General features: G+C 60.6%; 17 protein-coding genes. 11 read left to right on the top strand and 6 right to left on the bottom strand.

The genetic code is table 11. From position 1 onward, the window contains the following. Positions 1 to 144: 144 nt before the first annotated feature. The 4 genes from fabB to AC1DXW_RS21300 form a co-directional block, all read right to left on the bottom strand. Positions 145 to 1,365, bottom strand: coding sequence for a beta-ketoacyl-ACP synthase I (gene fabB / locus AC1DXW_RS21315; protein ID WP_218427369.1), 1,221 nt, complete (start codon positions 1,363 to 1,365; stop codon positions 145 to 147). Positions 1,366 to 1,376: 11 nt separating this feature from the next. Further along, on the bottom strand, positions 1,377 to 1,892 hold the full coding sequence (fabA, locus tag AC1DXW_RS21310; protein WP_003227150.1) for a 3-hydroxyacyl-[acyl-carrier-protein] dehydratase FabA: 516 nt from the start codon (positions 1,890 to 1,892) through the stop codon (positions 1,377 to 1,379). A gap of 247 nt (positions 1,893 to 2,139) precedes the next feature. Then, positions 2,140 to 4,041, bottom strand: coding sequence for an ATP-binding protein (locus AC1DXW_RS21305; protein WP_477754823.1), 1,902 nt, complete (start codon positions 4,039 to 4,041; stop codon positions 2,140 to 2,142). After that, positions 4,038 to 4,970, bottom strand: a complete 933-nt coding sequence (locus tag AC1DXW_RS21300; protein ID WP_477754824.1) for an ABC transporter substrate-binding protein — start codon at positions 4,968 to 4,970, stop codon at positions 4,038 to 4,040. Before AC1DXW_RS21300 ends, AC1DXW_RS21305 begins: the two co-directional genes overlap by 4 nt. A gap of 274 nt (positions 4,971 to 5,244) precedes the next feature. Here AC1DXW_RS21300 and AC1DXW_RS21295 point away from each other — a divergent pair, with 274 nt between their 5' ends. From AC1DXW_RS21295 to AC1DXW_RS21275, 5 genes are all read left to right on the top strand, one after another. Continuing rightward, positions 5,245 to 6,270, top strand: coding sequence for an NAD(P)H-dependent glycerol-3-phosphate dehydrogenase (locus AC1DXW_RS21295; protein ID WP_477754825.1), 1,026 nt, complete (start codon positions 5,245 to 5,247; stop codon positions 6,268 to 6,270). Between the two features lie 31 nt (positions 6,271 to 6,301). Further along, positions 6,302 to 6,649 (top strand): DUF4389 domain-containing protein, encoded by a 348-nt coding sequence (locus tag AC1DXW_RS21290; RefSeq protein ID WP_477754826.1) that lies wholly within the window; start codon positions 6,302 to 6,304, stop codon positions 6,647 to 6,649. After that, the gene (sixA, locus tag AC1DXW_RS21285; RefSeq protein ID WP_477754827.1) at positions 6,646 to 7,101 is read left to right on the top strand and encodes a phosphohistidine phosphatase SixA; all 456 of its coding nucleotides are present in this window, start codon (positions 6,646 to 6,648) and stop codon (positions 7,099 to 7,101) included. The genes AC1DXW_RS21290 and sixA overlap by 4 nt, the downstream gene beginning before the upstream one ends. A 164-nt stretch (positions 7,102 to 7,265) precedes the next feature. Then, positions 7,266 to 8,933 (top strand): AMP-binding protein, encoded by a 1,668-nt coding sequence (locus AC1DXW_RS21280; RefSeq protein ID WP_477760417.1) that lies wholly within the window; start codon positions 7,266 to 7,268, stop codon positions 8,931 to 8,933. Between the two features lie 32 nt (positions 8,934 to 8,965). Further along, positions 8,966 to 9,409 (top strand): hotdog fold thioesterase, encoded by a 444-nt coding sequence (locus AC1DXW_RS21275; protein WP_477754829.1) that lies wholly within the window; start codon positions 8,966 to 8,968, stop codon positions 9,407 to 9,409. Here the strand turns inward: AC1DXW_RS21275 and AC1DXW_RS21270 are convergent. Beyond that, a complete protein-coding gene (locus AC1DXW_RS21270) occupies positions 9,406 to 12,411 on the bottom strand; it encodes an RHS repeat-associated core domain-containing protein (RefSeq protein WP_477760416.1) in 3,006 nt (1,001 codons plus the stop codon). The two genes, AC1DXW_RS21275 and AC1DXW_RS21270, sit on opposite strands and share 4 nt — an antisense overlap. Before the next feature lie 190 nt (positions 12,412 to 12,601). Here AC1DXW_RS21270 and AC1DXW_RS21265 point away from each other — a divergent pair, with 190 nt between their 5' ends. The 6 genes from AC1DXW_RS21265 (at position 12,602) to pyrF (ending at position 17,882) form a co-directional block, all read left to right on the top strand. Beyond that, the gene (locus AC1DXW_RS21265) at positions 12,602 to 13,408 is read left to right on the top strand and encodes an alpha/beta fold hydrolase (RefSeq protein WP_477760415.1); all 807 of its coding nucleotides are present in this window, start codon (positions 12,602 to 12,604) and stop codon (positions 13,406 to 13,408) included. After that, positions 13,405 to 14,259: an alpha/beta hydrolase gene (locus tag AC1DXW_RS21260; RefSeq protein WP_477754391.1), complete on the top strand. Its 855-nt coding sequence runs from the start codon at positions 13,405 to 13,407 to the stop codon at positions 14,257 to 14,259. The genes AC1DXW_RS21265 and AC1DXW_RS21260 overlap by 4 nt, the downstream gene beginning before the upstream one ends. 50 nt (positions 14,260 to 14,309) lie before the next feature. Beyond that, positions 14,310 to 14,969, top strand: coding sequence for a glutathione S-transferase family protein (locus AC1DXW_RS21255; protein ID WP_477754392.1), 660 nt, complete (start codon positions 14,310 to 14,312; stop codon positions 14,967 to 14,969). 8 nt (positions 14,970 to 14,977) lie between these two features. After that, positions 14,978 to 15,784 carry a DUF4892 domain-containing protein gene (locus tag AC1DXW_RS21250; protein WP_477754393.1) on the top strand — a complete coding sequence of 269 codons (807 nt, stop codon included), beginning with the start codon at positions 14,978 to 14,980 and terminating at the stop codon, positions 15,782 to 15,784. A 68-nt stretch (positions 15,785 to 15,852) separates the two neighbouring features. After that, entirely contained in the window at positions 15,853 to 16,908 is a 1,056-nt protein-coding gene (locus AC1DXW_RS21245) for an AI-2E family transporter (RefSeq protein ID WP_477754394.1), read from the top strand. 275 nt (positions 16,909 to 17,183) lie between these two features. Further along, a complete protein-coding gene (gene pyrF / locus AC1DXW_RS21240; RefSeq protein WP_477754395.1) occupies positions 17,184 to 17,882 on the top strand; it encodes an orotidine-5'-phosphate decarboxylase in 699 nt (232 codons plus the stop codon). Between the two features lie 85 nt (positions 17,883 to 17,967). Here the strand turns inward: pyrF and AC1DXW_RS21235 are convergent, their stop codons facing one another. After that, entirely contained in the window at positions 17,968 to 18,972 is a 1,005-nt protein-coding gene (locus tag AC1DXW_RS21235; RefSeq protein WP_477754396.1) for an NADP-dependent oxidoreductase, read from the bottom strand. Positions 18,973 to 19,184 lie beyond the last annotated feature (212 nt).

Genomic DNA, 19,184 nt, shown 5'->3' with positions numbered 1-19,184 from the left:
GGCATCGCCGAAAAACAAGATCAAAAGATCGCAGCCTTCGGCAGCTCCTACAGGGGATTTGTGTCTGTCTTGGGTTTTTCTCAAGGCAAAAAAAACGCCCCGAACCAGTCGGGGCGTTTTCATGTGCGGCTCGGCAGCGGAAAATTACTTACCTTCCCAGCGCTTCAGTACCAGCGTGGCGTTGGTGCCACCGAAACCGAAGCTGTTGCTCATCACGGTGTTGATGGTGGCGTTTTCGCGGGTCTTGGTCAGCACCGGCAGGTCGGCCACTTCAGGGTCCAGCTCGTCGATGTTGGCGGAGCCGGCAATGAAGTTGCCTTCCATCATCAGCAGGCAGTAGATCGCTTCGTGAACGCCGGCGGCGCCCAGGGAGTGACCCGACAGGCTCTTGGTGGAGCTGATGGCCGGAGCCTTGTCGCCGAACACTTCACGCACGCCTTTCATTTCCGCGACGTCGCCGACCGGGGTCGAGGTGCCGTGGGTGTTCAGGTAGTCGATCGGGGTATCGACGGTGGACAGCGCCTGCTGCATGCAGCGGATCGCGCCTTCGCCGCTCGGGGCAACCATGTCGTAGCCGTCGGAGGTCGCGCCGTAGCCGACGATTTCCGCGTAGATCTTCGCGCCGCGGGCCAGAGCGTGTTCCAGCTCTTCAACCACGACCATGCCGCCACCGCCGGCAATGACGAAACCGTCACGCTTGGCGTCGTAGGCACGGGAAGCTTTTTCCGGGGTTTCGTTGTACTGGGTGGACAGGGCGCCCATAGCGTCGAACAGGAACGATTGGCTCCAGTGTTCTTCTTCACCGCCGCCGGCGAAAACGATGTCCTGCTTGCCCAGCTGGATCTGTTCCATGGCGTTACCGATGCAGTGAGCACTGGTGGCGCAAGCGGAGGAGATCGAGTAGTTCACACCCTTGATCTTGAACGGAGTGGCCAGGCAGGCGGAAACGGTGCTGCCCATGGTCCGCGTGACGCGGTACGGGCCGACGCGCTTGACGCCTTTCTCGCGCAGGATGTCCAGTGCTTCCATCTGGTTCAGGGTCGACGCGCCACCGGAGCCGGCGATCAGGCCGGTACGCACGTTGGAAACCTGCTCTTCGGTCAGGCCGGAGTCGGTGATGGCGTCTTTCATGGCCAGGTAGGCATAAGCTGCCGCGTGGCCGACGAAGCGATAGATCTTGCGATCGATCAGTTCTTCAAGGTTGAGGTCAATGGAGCCGGAAACCTGGCTACGCAGACCCATTTCGGCATATTCCGGATTGAACCGGATGCCAGGGCGGCTTGCACGCAGGTTAGCGGAGACGGTCTCTTTGTCATTGCCCAGGCAAGAAACGATGCCCAGACCAGTGATAACGACGCGGCGCATGCGGATAACCCTTAGAAGTTGTCAGTGGAGGTAAACACGCCGACCCGGAGGCCTTCGGCGGTGTAGATTTCGCGACCGTCGACAGTGACCGAACCGTCGGCGATGGCCAGGTTCAGCTTACCCTTGAGGACGCGCTTGATATGAATGTTATAGGTGACTTTTTTGGCGGTCGGCAGGACCTGGCCGAAGAATTTCACTTCGCCCGAACCCAGCGCACGGCCACGGCCCGGCAAGCCTTGCCAGCCCAGGAAGAAGCCGACCAGTTGCCACATGGCGTCGAGACCCAGGCAGCCCGGCATCACCGGATCGCCTTCGAAGTGGCAAGCGAAGAACCACAGGTCCGGATTGATATCCAGCTCGGCGACCAATTCACCTTTGCCGTACTTGCCACCTTCTTCGCTGATCAGGGTGATGCGATCAACCATCAGCATGTTCGGGGCGGGCAGTTGCGCGTTACCAGGGCCGAACAGCTCACCGCGACTGCAGCGCAGCAGGTCTTCCCGGGTAAAGGCGTTTTGTTTGGTCATGCGAGCTCCTCAATAGTCCCATGCGGCAGGTGGGGCAAATCTTCCCGGCCGATCGAAGCGTTCATGCCTCGAACCGGCAGCCTACTCATAGACTATTGCGTTGTGGTGAAAGTCACAGCACCAAGGACATGAATGTACACTTGTGCACTGAAATTATTATTCAAGCCCCTTTTCGGGCCTGTTCGGGTGCCTAAGACTGCCGCACTTTCGCATTTCACGCCAGTCGCAGATGCTCGAAAGGCCTGTACTACTGCACCCATCGCTGCAGAATTTGCTGCAGATCAGTCCGTTTGAACGGCTTGGCCAGGTAATCGTTCATCCCCGCCGACAAACAGGCTTCGCGGTCACCCTGCAGGGCGTTGGCAGTCAGCGCGATGATCGGCAGGTCGGTGCAACCGGGTAATTGGCGGATCTGTCGGGTGGCTTCATAGCCATCGATGACCGGCAAGCGGCAATCCATCAGGATCGCTTCGAAAATCAGGCTCTCGGCACTGCGAACCGCCTGCGCGCCGTCTGCCGCGAGACTGACCTTGAAGCCCAGGCTGCGCAACATGGCTTCGATGACCGTCTGGTTGACCGGGTTGTCTTCGACCAGCAGCACATTGCGCCCTTCGCCGTTGCTGTTGCGCGATTGCGCGCGAGGGGGCAACAGCGGTTGAGTCTGCTGGTGCAGTGCCAGGGGAATTTCCAGGGTGAACACCGAACCGCGGCCTTCCTCACTCTGCGCGCGCAAGGTGCCGCCCATGCGTTCGGCGAGCGTACGGGCAATCGGCAGGCCTAGCCCGGTGCCGCCGTAGCGCCTTGAAATGGAGCTGTCGGCCTGCTGGAAAGCGTTGAACATCAACTCCAGGCTTGGTGCCGGGATGCCGATGCCGCTGTCGCGCACGGTGCAGGTGAACCACAGTAACTCGTGGTCCAGCGACTGCCACTGTGCCTCGATGGTGATGCGGCCCTGCTCGGTGAACTTCAGCGCATTGCCGATCAGGTTGACCAGTATCTGCCGGATACGCGTCGGGTCGCCCTTGGCCTGCAAGCCGCGCATGTCATCGGGGACCATCAGTTGCAGGTCGAGGTCGCGCTGCGCGGCGCTGTGCTGGAACGACTGGGCGCAACTGCCGATCAGTTCGACGAGATTGAACGCAATGTGCTCCAGTTCCAGCTCTGAACGTTCGATCCGCGAGAAATCCAGAATGTCGTTGATGACCTTGAGCAAGTGCTCGGTAGATTCCGAGGCCAGCGCCGCGTATTCCACCTGCTCCTCGGTCATGTCGGTGGTTTCCAGCAACTGCAGCATGCCCAGCACGCCATTCATCGGTGTGCGCAGTTCATGGCTCATCATGGCGAGGAAGTCGGATTTGGCGTTGTTGGCCTTTTCCGCTTCTTCGCGGGTCTGGATCAACTGCGCCATGGCCTGATGCTGTTCGCGACTGGCCTGCTCGAGGCCGCTGGCGAGGTTGTTGATGTGTTGCGACAGCGCCCCCAGCTCGGTGTCGTCGACAATGGGCAGCGGTGTTTTGTAGTCGCCGTCCTGGATCGCCTTGACCGCATTGCCGATATCACGGATTGGTTGCGACAGGCTGCCCGCCAGACGCCGGGCCACGAAGAAGGTAAATAGCAGGGCAAACAGCACCAGAATGGCGGCCTTGAGCACGATTTCCTGCTGGCGTTGGCTGAAGGCATCGTTGGACAGTCCGACGATCACCCGGCCGAGATAGTCTTCGGTGGGGGCCGCGTTGGCGGTTTTGCTGCTCTGGAAAAAATCATTGTGCAACGCGACGCGCTGGAGCCGTATCGGTGCCTGGAACACTTCGAGCTGTTGCGCGCGATTGTAGTGTTCGCTCGGTTGTTCGACGTACACCAGAACCCGGTTGGCGCTGTCCTGGATTTCCAGAAAGCTCACGTTGGGCGTGACCAGTGTCGCCTTGAGCAAAGTTTCGAGCACTTCGATGTTGCCTGAAATCACTCCGTACTCGGTGGCTGGGGCCAGTTGATTGGCGATCAACTGCCCGGTGTGGGTGATTTCCTGACGCAGATCCTGGATGCGCACGAACGTGAAGAAGCTGATCAGCAACAAGGTCAGCAGCAGTGCAGGGCCGAGGCTGATGAGTTGGGTGCGAGTGTTGATGTCCCAGCGACGGCGCAAGTTCATGGACGACGTTCTCCTTCAGCCAGCAACGTGGCGACCGACGCTTCGTTTATCTGTTCGATACCCAATGAACGCGCCACCTGGGGATTGCTCGCGACCTTGAATCGATGGGGATAGTGCGTGCGCGGCCAGGTGGCCGGTGGCCGGTCGAGCAACTCGTCGAGGATCGCCAGCCAGTCGCTCTGATCGCTGTAGGTGCTGGCCAGGCTTGCGGCCTTGACGAAACCTGCGTTGGGTCCGATCAGCGCCATTTGCCGTGAGTAGCTGCTCAGCAGCAGGTTCTTTGCGGTTTGCGGGTTGTACAGGTCGGCATCGTCCAGGCCCAGCAACACGTCGCTGTTATTCAGCAGGGCCTGTAACGGATGACTGTCGTGAATGTTGTCCCAGCGCTGGGTGACCACCTCCAGACCCAAGAGGAGGGCGGCATTACTCAGCTCATTCAACAGAAATTCACTGTGGTTGTGGTAGAGCACGCCGATGCGTTTGGCTTCGGGCAACAGGGTGCGGGTCAAGCGCAACTGGCGGTCCAGTGGTGGATCGCTCCATAGCAGGGAAAGGTGTGCAGGCAGCGTGTTGTTCAAGCGTTGCCGGGCTTGCAGGCGGCTGATGCGCAACACCAGTGTCGCCGGGCCCCGGGTGTCCTGCAGGCGCCAGTCGAGGCTGGGCAGGTCGAGCAGTATCAAGCGGATGTTTTCCGGCAGCTTGTCAGGAGTCGGCAAACTCGCCAGTGTCTGGAAGCGTACGTTATCGTTCGGTCGCAACTCGTTCAGGGCCTGGGTAAACGCCCGCGCGTCGGGGCTGTCTTCGGCACCCGTGAGCAAAATGTCGGCCGCGTTACCCGGCAGGCTACCGAACAAGCTGCTGAACAATAGACAAAGCACGGCCAGCAGCCGGCGCAGGGGCGGCGTTTTCCAGGCTGGGCAATACGACATATTAAAGCTCCAGCCCCGGCGAGCTGAAAATCAGCGCCAGTACCTGAGGCGAATGCGGTGAAGGAGCACCCGGAGACACAACACATCCCAGTCAGTGATTGATGGCGCGCATGTTAACCGAGCCGAATGACTTTTCCATTCACGATGTCCGCATTTTCCTCGGTTTTATTGCTCTTCTTCCTACAACTGCCGGTATTTGACGCCGGGGCTGGCCGCCGATGGGCTGCCCCGTATAATGCCGACATCGCCACTGGTATGGATTAACGGATTGCATATGACTGAACAGCGCCCGATTGCGGTCCTGGGAGGCGGAAGTTTTGGAACCGCCGTGGCCAATCTGCTGGCCGAAAATGGGCTTCAGGTCCTTCAGTGGATGCGTGACCCCGAACAGGCCGAGGCCATGCGGGTCAATCGCGAAAACCCGCGTTACCTCAAAGGCATCAAGATTCTGCCCGGCGTCACACCGGTCACCGACCTGCAAGCCACCCTGGACGCCTGTGACCTGTGTTTTGTCGCATTGCCCTCCAGCGCGCTGCGCTCGGTGCTGGTGCCGCACGCCGAACGGTTGACCGGTAAATTACTGGTGAGCCTGACCAAAGGCATCGAAGCCCACACATTCAAACTGATGAGCGAGATCCTCGAAGAGATCGCCCCGCAGGCCCGCATCGGCGTCCTGTCCGGACCCAACCTGGCCCGTGAAATCGCCGAACATGCACTGACCGCGACGGTGGTCGCCAGTGAAGACGAAGAACTCTGCCAGCAGGTTCAGGCCGCGCTGCACGGCCGCACCTTTCGTGTTTACGCCAGCGCCGACCGTTTCGGTGTGGAGCTGGGCGGGGCGTTGAAAAACGTTTACGCGATCATCGCCGGCATGGCGGTGGCGCTGGGCATGGGGGAAAATACCAAGAGCATGCTGATCACCCGGGCATTGGCGGAAATGACCCGCTTTGCGGTGAATCAGGGCGCCAACCCGATGACCTTCCTGGGGCTTGCGGGCGTGGGCGATCTGATCGTGACCTGTTCATCGCCCAAGAGCCGCAACTATCAGGTCGGCTTCGCCCTCGGCCAGGGCCTGAGCCTGGACGAGGCCGTCACGCGCCTGGGCGAAGTCGCCGAAGGGGTCAACACCCTTAAAGTGCTCAAGGCCAAGGCCCAGGAGGTTGGCGTGTACATGCCGCTGGTCGCCGGGCTGCACGCGATCCTGTTCGAGGGGCGCACGCTGGAGCAGGTCATCGGTCTGCTAATGCGTGGAGAGCCGAAAACCGACGTCGATTTTATTTCCACCAGTGGTTTCAACTAATCACGCTTGCCAGAAAAGCAGGGAGTTGCGCATGAACGATCCAAAAGTAGAAGCCAAATACGAGTCCATCCTGCTGCGTGTGTTGTGGATGATGGTCTTCGTGCTGGTGTGGCAAGTGGCGCAGTTCATCCTCGGCGCCGTCGTGTTGGTGCAGTTGATCTATCGTTTGTTCTATGGCGCCCCGAACGCCAGTTTGATGAATTTCGGCGACAGCCTGAGCCAGTTTCTGGCGCAGATCGGTCGTTTCGGCAGCTTTCACAGCGACCAGAAGCCTTGGCCGTTCGCCGATTGGCCGACGCCGCGTACGCCGGAAGGTGAAGCGCCGCATGTCGTGGCACCGGCACCGCATTCGGCTCGAGAGGAGGAACCCAAGCTATGAAACTCTGGGTATTGCGTCATGGTGAAGCCGTGCCACACGGCTCCCGTCCCCACGATTCGGAGCGGGAACTGACGGATAACGGTCGTAAGGAAGTATTGAAAGTCGCCGCAGAGCTGGTGGGTCAGCCGCTGACCGGCATTTACGCCAGCCCGTACCTGCGAGCGCAGCAAACAGCGCAACTGGTACGAGATGCATTGGGTTTCGAACCGGAAATCCGCACCGTCGAGTGGCTGACACCGGACACGGAGCCGGACAAGGTGGCCGAACAGATGGTCGCAGTAAGCAACGTGTTGCTGGTCAGTCACAATCCGCTGGTGGGGAATCTGCTGAGCTACCTGCAACATGGTGCCGGACATCCGCCGGAAAAGGTCAGCACTGCCGGTCTGGCGGAGCTCAAGGGTGATGAGCTGCTGGTCGGGTCAATGAAGCTTGACAGCATCAAGCACCCATAAAAGCAAAGATCGCAGCCTGCGGCAGCTCCTACAAGATGCACGCCATTTCCATGTAGGAGCTGCCGCAGGCTGCGATCTTTTGATTTTGTTTTTCTGTTAAATAATCGACCAAGCACTTGCTTGGTTGACTACGCTTGCTCCAGACCAAAAAACAGGAGCGAGTCATGTCTGCTGCTTTTCGTTTGCCGCTGGACGTTTTCTACGAGCGTGAGGCCCGTCATCCCCGCCAGCGCTTTCTGGTCCAGCCGGTCGCAGGCGCCCAGGTCGAGACCTTGACCTGGGCGGACGTCGGTCACCAGGCCCGTTGCGCGGCCCATTGGTTGCGGGCACGGGAACTGCCGCAGGGCAGCCATATCGCCCTGATCTCGAAGAACTGTGCGCACTGGATCATTGCCGACCTGGCGATCTGGATGGCCGGGCATGTCTCGGTGCCGTTGTACCCCAACCTCACCGCCGAGACCGTTGCCCAGGTACTCGAACATTCGCAAGCGACGCTGGCATTCATCGGCAAGCTCGACGACTGGCCGGGCATGTCCCGTGGCGTCAGCCCCGATCTGCCGACCATCAGCCTGCCGCTACATCCACCCGGTACGTTCGATTTCAGTTGGGCCGACCTGCAACGCAGCTCGCCGATCCAGGACGATCCCAAACCTGCCGCCGATCAACTGGCGACCATCATTTACACATCCGGCACTACTGGCATGCCCAAAGGCGTGATGCACAGTTTTGGCACCCTGGGGTTCGCCACCACTCGTGGCACTTCGTTGTTCGGCCTCAACGAGTCGGACCGACTGCTGTCCTATTTGCCGCTGTGCCACGTTGCCGAACGGATGTTCGTCGAACTGGCATCGATTTACACCGGCCAAACGGTATTTTTCGCCGAGAGCCTGGACACCTTTCTCACCGACCTGCAACGTGCGCGCCCGACCGCACTGTTTGGCGTGCCGCGCATCTGGACCAAATTCCAGATGGGCGTGTACAGCAAGATTCCGGCAAAACGTCTCGACTTCCTGCTCGGCCTGCCGATCATCGGCAAACGGGTCGGGCATAAAGTCCTCGCCGGGTTGGGGCTGGATGCGTTGCGCATTGCGCTGTCCGGTGCTGCACCGGTGCCGCAGACCTTGTTGCAGTGGTATCGCAAATTGGGGCTGGATGTGCTGGAGGTCTACGGCATGACCGAGAGTTGCGGCTATTCCCACATCGGCATGCCGGGCCAGAACAAACCAGGCTGGATCGGCAAGCCGTGCCCGGAAGTCGAAGTGCGGATCGCCGAGACAGGGGAGGTCATGGTGCGCAGTGGCGCGACCATGCTCGGGTATTACAAGGAACCGGAAAAAACCGCCGTCACCATTACCGGGGACGGCTTCCTGCGCACCGGCGACAAGGGCGAGGAGGACGCCGAAGGCAATCTGCGCCTGACCGGGCGCCTGAAGGAAATCTTCAAGACCAGCAAAGGCAAATACGTGGCTCCGGCGCCGATTGAAAATCGTCTGGCCGTGCACTCGCGCATCGAACAGGTCTGTGTGGTGGGCGATGGCTTGGGTGCGCCGTTGGGCTTGTGCGTGTTGTCGGCGGTCGGCCAGCAGGATGCTGGCGGGGCCGCGCGCGCCGGCTTGCATTCCAGCCTGGAAAAACTGCTGGAAGAGGTCAATGCTGCCCTCGACAAACATGAACGGCTGCGGCGCCTGGTGGTGGTCAAGGACAGTTGGGCCGTGGAAAACGGTTTTCTCACCCCGACCCTGAAGATCAAGCGCAATGTGATCGAAGCGGCTTACGGTGAGCGCTTTGAAGAATGGAGCGAGCGCAGCGAAGCGGTGCTGTGGCAGGATTGATCCACGAACAAAACCAACAAGGAAACTCTGCGATGAGCCTGTGGCGCACCACTCCCAACATCGAACAGTTGAACGCTATCCAGAAAAACACCATCGGTGAAGTGCTGGACATCCGTTTCGAGGCCTTTGACGCTGAGTCCCTGACGGCCAGCATGGTCATTGACCATCGCACTCACCAGCCTTACGGCTTGCTGCACGGCGGTGCCTCGGTGGTGTTGGCCGAGTCGGTCGGCTCCATGGCCAGTTACCTGTGCATCGATGCCAGCAAGTTCTATTGCGTGGGCCTGGAAATCAACGCCAACCATTTGCGCGGCCTGCGCAGCGGGCGGGTGACGGCGGTGGCCAGGCCAATCCACATCGGCCGCACGACCCATGTCTGGGACATTCGGCTGACCAGCGATGAGGGCAAGGCCAGTTGCGTATCGCGGCTGACCATGGCGGTGGTGCCGTTGGGTGAGAATCCGCCGGCGCGTTAAGGGGTACTCGAAGCATGGCGACGGAACGTTGTCATTTCAATGCTGTTGCCAGTGGGCATGTCCGGGTGCCCCGTCCACTCCCTGTTTGGTTGGGTGAAGTGGTCCAGGGTGAAGTCCGCATCGTCATATCTGAACAACTCGGCGGTGCCGCGCTGCACATGTTGTCCCAAATAGGTTCGGGCTTCTGTGGGAGTAGCCATTGCACCAATGGCTCCCGTCCGCAGATTGGGGTTTGCAATGGCGTCGGTCAGCGGGGTGGACAGGAGTGTCAGCGAGGCGGTCAAGCCTGACCCGGCCGTGCGCGTAGCCCAGCCATACAGCACTTCCATGGCATTCGGTCTGCTCAACTCATTAGTGCCCTGGGTGAAGGTTCCTCCACGCCAGGCGTTGATCATGACGATGGATGCACCATCAAGACCTTCGACGGCGGCATTGATGGCGACGCCGGCCAGAGGCGCAAGCTGCGCGCGAATCATTCCACCGGCGACCAGCAATCCTCCATAGGCGCCTGTGCGCAGGGCAGTCGCGACACCTGAGGGCGCGAGCGTAAGCCTGGGGCCCAGTTCTGCGCTGATGCGTTGCCCTGTTTCCCTTGTCAGATTGCCGGCCACGCTGGTGATGAGGCTGATGGCCACTTCATTTAACCCTTCAGGGTTGCTCAGATAGGCATAGAGCGGGGCAGCGGCACCTACTGCCGCGCCCACCAGTCCACCCATGGCCGCACCGATCCACTGCGCAGCGCGGTTTTCGCTGTATCGGGAAACGATATTGCTTCCCGCGCCCATCCCCATGGATCCGCCCGCCAATGCCCCGACCGCCGCACCTGTTACGCTCAGCGCCAGATTGACGCCGGGGTCAATCATCTGGATATCCGGATCATCCGTGGGTGTGCTTGCCAAGTGTGTCAGTCCTTGCCCCGCAAAGTACCGCACAGCGCCACCAGCCAGGGCACTCACACCGTCACGGCCAATCGTCGCGAGGGCTGCGCTGAACACTTCTCCCACGGTGATCAGCCCCTGAAGATCCACGTGTCCGATCGGATTGCCATGCACCATCGCATACAGATTCAACCCGTCCGCGGTGCCCCCAGGGTCCGCGTTCAGCCAGCGTTGGCACCAGGGTATGTAGTAGCGCAACCCGTAGTAGTACAACCCGGTGGTATCCCGTTCCTGGCCGCAATAGCGCAGCGTCTTGTAGCCGGCTTCGAGTTTGTTGCGACCGGCCCACCAGCAAGTTGCGCCGTAGGGGTAGTAACTTTCCCGGGAGATGAGCAAGGCCGCTTCGTCCAGTTCCAGGGCACTGGAGCCCAAATGATCGGAAAAGCTGTAGCGATGCTGATTCTGGGGAATGCCGGCTGGCGGCTCAGTCTGCCAGTGCAGGATTTGCACCGTGCTGCGTCCGGCCTTGATCGTCACGACATGCAAGGTCTCGTCGGCAGAAGTGCGGACTTCCACACCTGGTAAATAGCGGGTTTCGTGGGTGCGGATCAATGTGCCGGTGTAGGCCTGACGGATTTTTCGCTGACGCAGGCCACTGCCGTCGTACACATAAAACTCGCAATCGTCCGGTTCATCTTCACGCACTACCTGGTCGACCTGCCGCAGTTGGTTGCGCAGATCCCATTGCAGGGTTTGCCCCGGTTGAAGCCCGATACGGTTGCCGTTGAGGTCATGACCGACGGTAATTTCCTGTTCGTCGGGCAGCTCGCCATCAGGCTTTTCGGGCAGACTGCGATTACTGAACCGGGCGACGGCTGTGCGTTCGGTACGGCTGGCGCTGTCGGCCTGATGCTGCATGACCGTCAGGTTGCCGGCTTCATCGTAGCGGTAGAAACGCGTGTAATTTTCCAGTTGTCCGGGGTCGGCGGTGGACTGGAACTCCGGTAGTTGTGGTCCACCCGGCGCGTTGCGCCATTGCCGACCGCTGGCCTCGATCAGGCGGTAGAGGCTGTCGTAGCGGTAGCGACTAACTGGCTCGATGCGCTGGTTACGGTGAAATTGAGTTGCTTGAGCAGCGTCGGTGATGCAGGTGGCATTGCCCGCCGCGTCGTATTCATAAGTCAGATCTTGCAGGGCCGGTTGACCTGTTACATAGGCTTTCAGGTGCTCCAGTCGGCCATCGTCGGGCCTATAAGTCGCACATGAAACAACACCGTTTCCCGCACATTGTTGTTCGATCTGGCCGAAGGCGTTGTACTGAATGTCTCGGACCAGGGTTTTTTCCTCGGCCTGCCCGGCGAGTTTCAGACGAACCTCACGCAGCTCGGCTGCACAGGTATGAATGAACGTCTGGCGGTTGCCCAATGCGTCGGTCTGGCTGACGGTCTCACTGGCGGCGTTGCAGTGAAGGCGAGTGATGGCTGGCCCGTTCTCCAGCAAGGCGTCGCGTTCAGGCTCTGACTCGGGCCAGTCCACCAGCCATTGCGGATCGGCGATGAAGGTACGACCGTGCTGCAGCGGTGTAGCGTTCAGACTGAACTCGGTGAAGCGTAGGGTGCCGGCGGTGTCGTCGTGCCGAGTCAACCGACCGCGCAGGTTTTGACCGGCATCGGCGTCGGTATCGGCATAGGTGAGTCGTGCGATACAGCGTTCCGAGCCTTGCCATGCGCGCTCGAACGTAGCGATCGGGCGGCACTGAGGGTCATAGTCCACGCGGCTCTGGCTTAGCTTCTGATCCCAGCCTTCAACACTTTGCCCGTGCGCGCCGAGCAATCCCAGGCGCCAGCCGGCGTCGCTGTTTAGCGAAAGCACGACAGTGCCCGACAAACTGAAGACGTTTTGCTGATTGGCTGCCGTCTGACCGTCTTGATGCAAGCGGAACAGACGTGGATCACGAATCAGCACAGCGCGACCGGCGCCGTCATATTCCTGCTGGGTAATGCAAGGCTCCGGTGCCGACGCGCGCTCGCGCCGGTGATACGCCACACCGCGCACGCTCAGCCCGCGCGGGTCAAATACCTGGATGGTCGGAGTATTGGCATGGGGCATCGTGAGTTTGCCCATGATTCGGCGGGACAGCCCTTCTTATCCACTGGATGCTGGTTGGCAGTCAACTGTCAGAAATAACAGGTGCCGCCCGCAGTGACGTCATAGCCACGGCAGGTCTGTCATCATTCCTGGCAGTTACGGTCATTGCCGCAGGACGCGGTCTTGCGGACAATCAATGCCTGTTCTCGCTCATGGATTTGCAGGTATGTCGCAACAGATCTTTTTCGCCCACGCCAATGGTTTTCCTTCGGGGACCTACGGCAAGTTGTTTGCGGCGCTGGCACCCGAGTTTCAGGTGACGCATCTGGAGCAGCACGCCCACGACCCGCGTTTTCCGGCGGACGACAACTGGTACAACCTGGTGGATGAGCTGATCCATCACCTGCAACAACAGGCCGAGCCCGTGTGGGGCGTCGGTCACTCCTTCGGTGGCGTGTTGCACCTGCATGCGGCCTTGCGCTGTCCTGAGTTGTATCGCGGGGTGGTGATGCTCGACTCGCCAGTGCTGACCCGAACCGATCGATGGGTCATCCGCGCGGCCAAACGCTTCGGTTTCATCGACCGCTTGACCCCGGCCGGGCGGACCCTCGGTCGTCGTGAAGAGTTCGCCGACCTGGAAAGCGCGCGCAGGTATTTCGCCGGTAAAACCCTGTTTCGCGGCTTCGACCCGGAATGCTTCGATGCCTCCCTGCAACATGGCTTGCACCAGGTCGATGACAAGCTGCGCCTGCGGTTCGACCCGGCCACGGAAATCAGCATCTATCGCGGCGTGCCGCACACCAGCCCGGGCAGCACCCGGCAGTTGCAAGTGCCGCTGGCGGTGGTTCGCGGGCACAACAGCCGCGTGGTGATGCGCCATCACGCCAGTTCGGTCGACCGCCTGCCGTTGGGCGAGTCGTTGACCATGCCCGGTGGCCACATGTTTCCGCTCGAACGTCCCCTTGATACCGCTGAAATGCTCAAAGGCCTGTTCTACCGCTGGGACGGCCGTCGACAACAGGATTGCGCATGAACCACGCCGTCGAAGAAGTCCGCCTGAGCCTGCCGCACATCGAACTGGCGGCGCACCTGTTTGGTCCTGAAGACGGTTTGCCGGTCATTGCCTTGCATGGCTGGCTGGACAACGCCAACAGCTTTGCCCGTCTGGCGCCGAAGCTCAAAGGCCTGCGCATCATCGCGCTGGACATGGCCGGTCACGGTCATTCCGGGCATCGCCCGCCGGGAGCCGGTTACGCCATGTGGGACTATGCCCACGATGTGCTGCAGGTCGCCGAACAGCTTGGACTGCGCAGATTTGCGCTGATGGGGCATTCGATGGGCGCCATCGCTTCGCTGATCATCGCCGGGTCGATGCCCGAGCGGGTCACCCACCTGGCGTTGATCGACGGCATCATTCCTCCTACAGACAAAGGTGAAAACGCTGCCGAGCGAATGGGCATGGCCCTGCAGGCGCAACTGGATCTGCGGGAAAAGCGCAAACCGGTCTACGACACCCTCGACCGAGCCATCGAGGCGCGCATGAAGGGTTTGGTCGCGGTCAGCCGCGAAGCCGCCGAGTTGCTGGCCCAGCGGGGCTTGATGCCGGTACCGGGCGGTTACACCTGGCGCACCGACAATCGCCTCACACTGCCATCGCCGCTGCGTCTTACCACCGAACAGGCAATGGCCTTCGTCCAGCGTATAGGGTGTCCCGCAAAGCTGGTGGTTGCTGCCGACGGCATGCTCGCCAAACACCCGGAATTGCTGGAGCGTCTACCCTTTAGCCGGGAACAGCTGCCAGGCGGCCACCATTTGCACCTCAATGACGAGTCCGGTGCCGATCTTGTCGCAGACTGTTTCAATCGGTTTTTCGCCATTCCTTGACTTGCGTCGGGCAACTGTCGAGGCTTGGCGGGTTGAAATGGGAGACAACCATGATAGATCTCTACACCGCTGCGACCCCGAATGGCCACAAGGTCTCTATCGTGCTCGAGGAACTCGGCCTGCCCTACACGGTGCATGCCCTGAGTTTCGACAACAAGGAACAGAAGTCTGCGGACTTCCTCAAGATCAACCCCAATGGCCGGATTCCGGCGATTGTCGATCGCGCCAACGGCGATTTCGCCGTGTTCGAATCCGGCGCCATCCTGATTTACCTCGCTGAACAGACCGGAAAACTGCTGCCGAGCGACCCGAAGGGACGTTCGCTGGTATTGCAGTGGCTGATGTTCCAGATGGGCGGCATCGGCCCGATGCAGGGCCAGGCCAACGTGTTCTTCCGCTACTTTCCGGAAAAACTCCAGGGCGCCATCGACCGCTATCAGCATGAAACCCGTCGCCTCTACGAAGTGCTCGACACGCGGCTGCAAAGCGTGGAGTTCCTCGCCGATCAGTACAGCATTGCCGACATCGCCACCTTTCCATGGGTGCGCGGCTACGAGTGGTCGGGCGTCTCGGTGGAGGGCTTGACGGCGCTGCAACGCTGGATGGCAACCCTGGAGGACCGGCCGGCGGTGCAGCGTGGTCTGCAGGTACCGGAACGCGCCGATGAAGCCAGTGTCATCAAGGGTGCCCAGGCCATGCTGATCCGATGAGTCTATCCATGCGTTCATTCAGTTTGCTGGTGCTGTGCAGTGTCAGTCCCTTGTTATTCGCCGCTGATATTCCGGGCAGTCAGGACCTGCCAATAGTGCCGCGCATGACCGACGCCCAGATTGTCGACTATCGCCCCGCAGCCGAACTGGAGCGGATCTATCCCTTGGGCTCGATCCGCAAGATCAGTGGCCAGTTACGTTTCGACGGTCAGGTCAGTGCCCGTGGCAACGTCACTTCGGTGACCTACGAGTTGCCATCGGAGCATCCATCCATCGAGGCGTTCACCGCTGCCCGCGAGGCCTTGCAACAACAGGGCGCCGGGTTGCTCTTTTGGTGCCAGGCGCGCGATTGCGGTGAAAGCAGCCTCTGGGCCAATCAAGTCTTCGGCAACGCCAAGCTGTACGGTGCCGACGATCAACAAGCCTATTTGCTGCTGCGACTTGCCGCTCCACGGGACAACACGCTCGTTGCGCTGTACAGCATCACCCGCGGTAATCGCAAAGCCTACCTGCATGTCGAACAGTTCGACGCTTCGGCGCCGCTGGGCGAGTTATTGCCGACCTCCGCGACCTTGCTGCGTGAACTCAAGAGCACCAGTGAACTCGACTTTCCCACATTGAGCGACGCGCCTGACGAGACCTGGCTACGCCTGATTTCTCGCGGACTGAATCTGGACACCACCTTGCGGGTCAGTATTTCCGGAGCGAACGCCGAAGCCTGGCGTCAGGCCCTGATTGGCCAGGGCGTGCGTGCCGCGCGGATGGAAACCGGCAGTGCCGAAGGCTCTGGCCTGCACATCGAGTTATTGCGCTAGGCTGTACCGGGCGAACGTGTACGCCGCGTTCGCCTACTCTTTTGTGGACTGATTTTTCGAGACTTTTGATGATCAATAATGATCGCCTGTTGGTGCAGATCCTGCTCGTGGTGTTGTTCGGCGCGAGTTTCTGGGTGATGGCGCCGTTCTGGTCGGCGATGTTCTGGGGGGCGGTCCTGGCATTTGCCAGTTGGCCGCTGATGCGCTTGCTGACCCGTTGGCTCAATGGCCGCGAGTCGCTGGCGGCGGCATTGTTGACGCTGGGGTGGATGGTGCTGGTAGCGGCACCGCTGGTGTGGCTGGGTTTCAACCTTGCCGATCATGTGCGAGATGCCACGGCATTCATCAAGGATGCGCAGGTCGAGGGGCTACCCGAAGCGCCGGTGTGGCTGGGTTCGATTCCCCTGGTGGGCGAGCGGCTGGTCGGGATCTGGAACAGCATCGATGAGCAAGGCGCGGCGATGATGATGTCGCTCAAGCCTTATCTGGGGCAGGTGGGTAACTGGTTGCTGGCGCGCAGCGCGCAGATCGGCGGCGGTATTCTCGAATTGACCCTGAGCATCGTCTTCGTATTCTTTTTCTATCGTGACGGGCCGCGCCTGGCGGCGTTTGTCCACACGTTGCTGGAGCGGCTGATCGGTCAACGGGCCGGCTACTACATTGAACTGGTGGCGGGCACGGTACAGCGGGTGGTGAACGGTGTGATCGGCACCGCGGCGGCCCAGGCGACCCTGGCGCTGATCGGGTTCCTGATTGCCGGTGTACCGGGTGCATTGGTGCTCGGTATCGTGACGTTCATGCTCAGCCTGATTCCGATGGGCCCGCCGTTGGTATGGATTCCAGCGACCGCGTGGCTGGCCTGGAAAGGCGAGTACGGGATGGCCATATTCCTCGGGATCTGGGGCACATTCGTCATCAGCGGTGTCGACAACGTGCTCAAACCGTACCTGATCAGCCGTGGCGGTAATCTGCCGCTGGTCATTGTGCTGCTTGGGGTGTTTGGCGGGTTGATTGCCTTTGGCTTTATCGGCCTGTTCATTGGCCCGACATTGCTGGCGGTGGCCTACAGCCTGTTGATCGACTGGAGCAAGACCCAGGCACGGGCTGAAGATCGCCGGCCCTGAGATTTGTATTCTGCTTAGGGCCTCTTAGTCGGAACAGGCAATGGTCATGCCCAGGCCAACGCCACCGGAAGTGCTGTTGCAAGGACCTGTTGCGGTTGCCGAGGGTAGCGGGCCCGGGTGTTGCGGGCGTGTCGTGTATGTATCGGACTCGACACAATGGCCTCAAGGGCTAGTCTTGCCTGAGGCGTCGCGACGATTTACCGATCATCGGGTCCCGCAGCGGCGCTGGTTCCGCTACAATGCGCGCCGATTTCGACTTGCCTGAGAGCCCACTCATGTCCGCCTGCCAGACTCCTATCATCGTCGCCCTGGATTTCCCTACCCGTGACGCCGCACTGAAGCTGGCCGATCAGTTGGACCCGAAGCTGTGCCGGGTCAAAGTCGGCAAGGAGCTGTTCACCAGCTGCGCTTCGGAAATCGTCGGTACCCTGCGTGACAAGGGTTTCGAAGTGTTCCTGGACCTCAAGTTCCACGACATCCCGAACACCACCGCGATGGCCGTCAAGGCAGCTGCGGAAATGGGCGTGTGGATGGTCAACGTGCATTGCTCCGGCGGTCTGCGCATGATGGCCGCGTGCCGTGAAGTGCTGGATCAGCGCAGCGGTCCGAAACCGCTGCTGATCGGCGTGACCGTGTTGACCAGCATGGAGCGTGAAGACCTGGCGGGTATCGGTCTGGACATTGAGCCGCAAGAGCAGGTCCTGCGCCTGGCCGCCCTGGCGGAAAAAGCCGGGATGGACGGCCTGGTGTGCTCGGCCCTGGAAGCCCAGGCCCTGAAAACGGCGCATCCGTCGCTGCAACTGGTGACCCCGGGGATTCGCCCGGCGGGCAGCGCCCAGGACGATCAGCGCCGTATTCTGACGCCACGCCAGGCGCTGGATGCCGGTTCCGACTATCTGGTGATTGGTCGTCCGATCAGCCAGGCGGCGGATCCGGCCAAGGCACTGGCTTCGGTCGTGGCTGAACTGGCGTAAAAGATCGCAGCCTTCGGCAGCTCCTACAGAGGAATCCAATCTCATGTAGGAGCTGGCGTAGCCTGCGATCTTTTGATCTTCTGCTTTAAACCTTCAACACCAACTTCCCGAAATTCTCCCCGCTGAACAATTTCATCAGCGTCTCCGGGAAAGTCTCCAGTCCTTCGACGATGTCTTCCTTGCTCTTGAGCTGCCCCTTGGCCATCCAGCCGGCCATTTCCTGTGCAGCGCTGGCGTATTGGGCGGCGTAGTCCATCACCACAAAACCTTCCATGCGCGCGCGGTTGACCAGCAGCGACAGGTAATTAGCCGGGCCCTTGACCGCCTCCTTGTTGTTGTACTGGCTGATGGCACCGCAAATCACCACCCGCGCCTTCATGTTCAGGCGGCTCAACACCGCGTCGAGAATGTCGCCACCGACGTTATCGAAATACACGTCGACGCCTTTCGGGCACTCGCGCTTGAGGCCGGCAAGGACGTCTTCGCTCTTGTAGTCGATAGCACCATCGAAACCCAGTTCATCGATCAGGAACTTGCACTTGTCCGCACCGCCGGCGATGCCCACCACACGGCAGCCTTTGATCTTGGCAATCTGCCCGGCGATGCTGCCCACGGCGCCAGCCGCACCCGACAGCACCACGGTGTCACCGGCCTTCGGAGCGCCGACGTCGAGCAGGGCGAAGTACGCCGTCATCCCGGTCATCCCCAGTGCCGACAAGTAACGTGGCAGAGGTGCCAGTTTCGGATCGACCTTGTAGAAGCCTCGCGGCTCGCCGAGGAAGAAATCCTGCACGCCCAGGGCGCCGTTGACGTAATCCCCGACCGCGAACCCCGGGTTGTTCGAGGCAATGACTTTGCCCACACCCAAGGCGCGCATGACTTCGCCGAGCCCGACCGGCGGGATGTAGGACTTGCCCTCGTTCATCCAGCCACGCATGGCCGGGTCCAGGGACAGGTATTGGTTTTCGACCAGGATCTGACCCGCCGCCGGTTCGCCGACCGGTATTTCCTGGTAGGTGAATGTCTCACGGGTCGCCGCGCCAACCGGGCGTTTGGCGAGCAGGAATTGGCGATTGGTCTGGGAGGTCATGGCAGGCACTCAAGATGAATGAAGCTTTGTTGATAGCCGGTCAGCGACGATGCCGCAAGTTCGGCTGATGCGGCGAATGCAGGTTGATCCAGTGCAGTGATAGTTGGTACGGCAGTTCCATCACTGCAAATCATGGGCGCCCAACCGGAGCCTTGATAGTGCTGCCGTGTTCAAGACCTTCATGACTAGACTGGCCCTACCGCATTCTTCTC

This window comes from Pseudomonas sp. P4_C4, from assembly GCF_056402055.1.
This window is presented reverse-complemented; position numbering and strand designations above follow the sequence as displayed.